Below are 4349 nucleotides of genomic sequence, written 5' to 3' on the forward strand. Positions count from 1 at the left end.
GAGTGGTGCGGGCCGCACCACCCAGCTCACCGCCTGCGCCGCCCCAAGGGAAAATCACCTTTCTCGACAGTGAGTATTTCATGGCTCATCACCCCGCTCGGATGGCACGCTCGATCCGTGCCTGGGCCGAATGAGGTCCTTGAGCCGGCTGAGGACCTCGCTCCCTGTCCGGGTATCACCCCGCATTTGAACTTGGTGCTGTTTAGGCGTTGTGGGGCTTGGTGGTGCCGGAGCACGACTGGGGCGTTCCGCTGCTGGGATGGTTCGTTCAGCCGGTTCTTCCGGAGCCCAAGAAGCGTTGAACTTTCCCTGGACTGCACGCTGGATGAGCGTCATGAGATAGCCGAACGGATTACCGACGGTTCCGCCGGAACATCGGTGCCGCCACTGCTCGATGATGGGTAGCCGAAGCTCCTCGGACACCCGTCGGAGCGCGCTTACCGCCTGGAAACGTTGCTCGGCCTCCAGTCCGTTCAGGAGATCCTGCCAGTTCGGATGTGCTTCCTCGCGTGCTCGCGGTTGTACTGGTTTTTTACATACAGAATCTTGTTTGTATGTATACGTACTATATGAGTTCGGCATCCGAACCAAGGGCGTACTCGGCGGATTCTGTCTGGGTTCGGCATCCGAACTCAGCGGTAAAGCGCATTGCTTGCCGCTGATTTCACTGGGTTCGGCATCCGAACTCGGGGTTGAATGAGGTAGATCGGGCAGAGTTCGGATGCCGAACTCTGCCGCTGGATCCGCTTCGAGCTGACTATCGATAGCCCATTGCTGGTGGTTCAAGCGCCCCTCAAGCTTCTCCAGATGGGTTGGGAGGCGGCGACCAACGTCCGGGTCATCCCTGAACTCCCGCCAGGTGATCTGGCCGATTTCGCGTATGGCTCGGTTGCCGTGGCCGGTGGATTGGCTCAGCAACGGCATGTAGTCGGGGTCCAGCTCCAGGGCTTCTGCCGGGGATACCGGTTCGTCGTGGAGGATGTAGACGTTGCCCTGTACTTGCCCGTTGAGGTCGTTGCGGAGGCGTCGGCCGAGACTGAGCCAGCGGGTCAGACGGAGGACCGTGAGTGCCTTGGCGATGGTTTCGCGCGAGGCGATCTTGCCCGGCTGCATGCCGAGATAAGGGCGCAGTTGCTCGTATGTCGGGAACGCGGTCAGCCCGTCGTCGTTGATGAGCAAGCGGAACACTTGCCAGCAGTTCCGCTCCAGCGGGGTGAGGCGTTTATCCAGCAGCAGGCGCCGAGGAACGGTCTCATGCGGGTTGCCGCTGAAAATTATGCCGGAATATTGTTGAGCCGGCGGTTCGCCGCTCTCGGCAGCAAGCCGCTTCTTATACAAATGGGCCTCGAGATGTCCCGAGGCCGAATCCAGCAGAGTCGAGATGGGAAAGCGCGACAGCCTCATGGTGCTGTGTCGCCTTCCGACTGAACCAGGTTCAGTAGTTGTTGACGCTCTGTCTCCGTGTCCACCTGTGATGCAGATTGGGGCAGGTGTGAACTGACGCTGGCCAGATAAAGGGTCGTCGGAGACCTGGGCTGACCTGCTTGGGTCTGACCCGATTTGTCAGACGACGAATAGAGTCCGTCTTTCAACCAGCTCTGAATGAGCCACCAGACAACGGCGAGGCTTATGAACTCCGGGCTATCCTGATCGGTGCCTGCGTTGATTTCCTCGGTCAAGATCATGGCGATGTCGAGAAGCGCCAAGCTATCGTCCAGGCTGACCTGGTTCTCCTGCATCAAGTGATCCCAGCGATACCAGATCTGGTGTTCCAGTGTTCCGTCGAGCTGACGCCAGCGGCCCCGTCGGGGGTGTATCTCCATGATCAGCCGCTTGATCGCAGTGTCTTCCGGCGATAGACCGAAGAAGCTCTGAATCATCGTGGTGGTAGCCCCGAGTTTGAGAGCACGCTCAATTTGCAGCTCCTCTTGCTGAGAGCGCTCGGCGGTGGCCAGGATCTTTTCCATGACGTCGGTGTTCACCCTCACCTCGACCCACGACACGGGGGTATTCGTCAGGAGACTCACGACGAACGGCTGTTGTAGCTGAGCCAGAATTTCTGGCTTCAGGCCCATTTCGGCGCAGCGTTTGAACTGCCCATTGCGCAGGTGGTTGATCACCTGCGTCAGGACCGCTTCATTGATCAACGACTTCGACATGTCGATCCCTCCCCAAATCGTGCGAAATCACTGGTCGGTAGCTGCTTGCTCAGAGACGGCCGGCAGCAGCTCAAGGTCAACCAGGCGTCGGGCAAGACGAATTATCCGGAACAGTTTCACCAGGGCTTCGTCATTGAGACGGCCTGCCTGGCTGGATGGCTGATCGCCTGTGGTGGGTTGGCCCAGCAGCAACTGAGCGAGGCCAGCTGAGAATTGAAATTCGCCCAGGGCGTCGCGGCAGGTCTGCTGGTCGTGTGAGTTCAGGACGACTTGGACCTGGCCGCTGAGCGCTTGAAGCAGCGTCATGAGATGCAGCGCTGAATCAGTAATCTCATGGTCTTCATTGGGCTCGCGATACGTGTAACCCACACCGCCCTGGATCCTGACGATCTCGCCTGGGGCACCGACGTGCAGAGCGATTTCTTCAGCCAGATCAGCGATGTGCTGTCGCAGGATTTCGGGGGTGTCGATCGACCGCTCGATGTACCAGAGGTCGGTGATCGGGTGCAGGCCGCCGACTTGCACCGGGATTGCCTGTAGAGCTGTTTCCTCGAAGACAGGTAGATGTTCACCCTCGAGAGCGGCCAGCCGTTGGCGAGTCTGCTGAATCTTGGTGGATACCGGGCTCACGATATGACCTGCCAAGAGTTCAGCACGCTCCTCGTCGGTCAGTTGCTGCTGTTGTACAGGTAGTGGCGGAGCTGGCGGGGTAGAGGGATTACCCGGGAGGCTATTGGTCTTGGACGTTTGGAGGCCGGCAGCGGGGCTCTGTGATTGTGCTTGTCCAGTAGTCGACGCAGCAGGACTTTCCTGCCCTACGGCTGGGATTCCAGGTGGTGCGGCAGGTGCGGGCAGGTCGACCAGAGTGCCGCGGCGCTGCTCCTGCTGGCCGTTGGTGATCTCGAGCAGGATCTGATCATAGCGAAGGCCCAAGGGACGCTTCATCTGGTCGATGAGTTCGTCCTGGAAACGCTCGAAAATGAACTCGTCAGGGCTACTGTCGAAGATCGCCAGGGTGTCCTGGAACAGCATCTCGAAGTCGATACCCTCGCCGGAGTAAAGGCGTTTCCAGCAGCTCAGAGAGGCCTTGCGCAGTGAGAGAATGCGAGAGACACGATCAACTCCCAGGCCCGAGTACAGCATGCTTGGAATGGCTGGAAGCAGTATCTCAACGGCATCCAGCATTCTGCTGATGTGTGAGTGTGAAACAGGATAGCCGTCATCGGTGAGCTTCCGTGACAGCTCGCGGATGCCGACTGGTTCGCCTTTCTCCTCCTCATACAAGGCTTTCGCTTTCTGAATGCCCACGGCTCGCTCGATGAACTTGAGGTCACCCTTCAAATCGTTTTCGGCCAAGTGGCCAGTCAGCGCGATGATTTCGCCGCGCTGCTTGTCCCAGGGCTTGAATAGGCAGTCGAAGCTGAAGTAACGCTCGTCACCGGTCTCTTTGTAGAGCTCGTTGAGAATTTCCAGGCGAGTATTTCCGCCGTTGCGAATGCGGTATTTGTCTTCGCCAGGGCGTCGAGTCACTGGTGGCGGCGTATCGAGGCCTCGATGCCGGATCGATTCTTTCAACTCATCGTATTTCGGGTTTCGAGTGGTCCGGGGGTTATCGTGCCAGGGGAGGACGTCGTGGAGTGTCAGCCTCATGGGCGTGTCGCTGATCGGGTCCGACAACTGTTCAAGAACGGGCGGCGCGGTGAAGCCAGGGGCAAGTAGCCGGTCTTTCAGATCTTGCGGGTTGATCTTAGCCATGCTCATGCCTCCGCCACCTGAGGCGTGTTCGCCGCAGCCAGCTCTGCCTGCAGACGCTGGTTCTTGGCGAAGAGCTCGTCGACCATTCGGTTCGCTCGAGCGAGTTCTTCTTCGAGCTCGTTGCTGCGCTCCAGCCGGTAGACGATCTCGCTGTTGGCCGAGCGGTGGTTATGCGCGGCTTTTTGCTTTAGCTGATCGCGCAAGCCCAAGGGCATACGGACAACGAACTTATCTTCGGTTTCTCGGGCCATGGTCATTCTCCAATTTGGGCCTTGCGCCGCTTGAGCTGGTCGCGGAGTTGAGTGGGGAGACTGCTGATCCGCAGCGTGTCGCGCTCCTCGTCGTACTCGATTCTGGATCCCAGCAAGTGCGCCTCGAAGCTGATCGACAGGCCTTCGGCACGGCCGGTGAAGCGGCGGAACTGGTTGAGGGTGC

The 4349-nt window shown here is 59.1% G+C and carries 5 protein-coding genes; all 5 read right to left on the reverse strand.

Annotated elements, in window-relative coordinates; genetic code table 11:
* Positions 1-78 precede the first annotated feature (78 nt).
* Positions 79-1404 carry an STY4528 family pathogenicity island replication protein gene (locus HMPREF2886_RS32745; RefSeq protein ID WP_071557425.1) on the reverse strand — a complete coding sequence of 442 codons (1326 nt, stop codon included), beginning with the start codon at positions 1402-1404 and terminating at the stop codon, positions 79-81.
* Positions 1401-2159: a DUF2857 domain-containing protein gene (locus HMPREF2886_RS02175; RefSeq protein WP_033866764.1), complete on the reverse strand. Its 759-nt coding sequence runs from the start codon at positions 2157-2159 to the stop codon at positions 1401-1403. Before HMPREF2886_RS02175 ends, HMPREF2886_RS32745 begins: the two co-directional genes overlap by 4 nt.
* Positions 2160-2186: 27 nt before the next feature.
* The gene (locus HMPREF2886_RS02180) at positions 2187-3920 is read right to left on the reverse strand and encodes a ParB family protein (RefSeq protein WP_034021221.1); all 1734 of its coding nucleotides are present in this window, start codon (positions 3918-3920) and stop codon (positions 2187-2189) included.
* Positions 3917-4165, reverse strand: coding sequence for an ICE element conjugation transcription factor TprA (locus HMPREF2886_RS02185; RefSeq protein ID WP_003111972.1), 249 nt, complete (start codon positions 4163-4165; stop codon positions 3917-3919). The genes HMPREF2886_RS02180 and HMPREF2886_RS02185 overlap by 4 nt, the downstream gene beginning before the upstream one ends.
* Before the next feature lie 2 nt (positions 4166-4167).
* On the reverse strand, positions 4168-4349 hold a 182-nt coding region (locus HMPREF2886_RS02190; RefSeq protein WP_177344438.1), incomplete at its 5' end, for a nucleoid-associated protein.

The organism is Pseudomonas sp. HMSC066A08 (assembly GCF_001813025.1).
Taxonomy (GTDB): Bacteria; Pseudomonadota; Gammaproteobacteria; order Pseudomonadales; family Pseudomonadaceae; genus Pseudomonas; species Pseudomonas aeruginosa.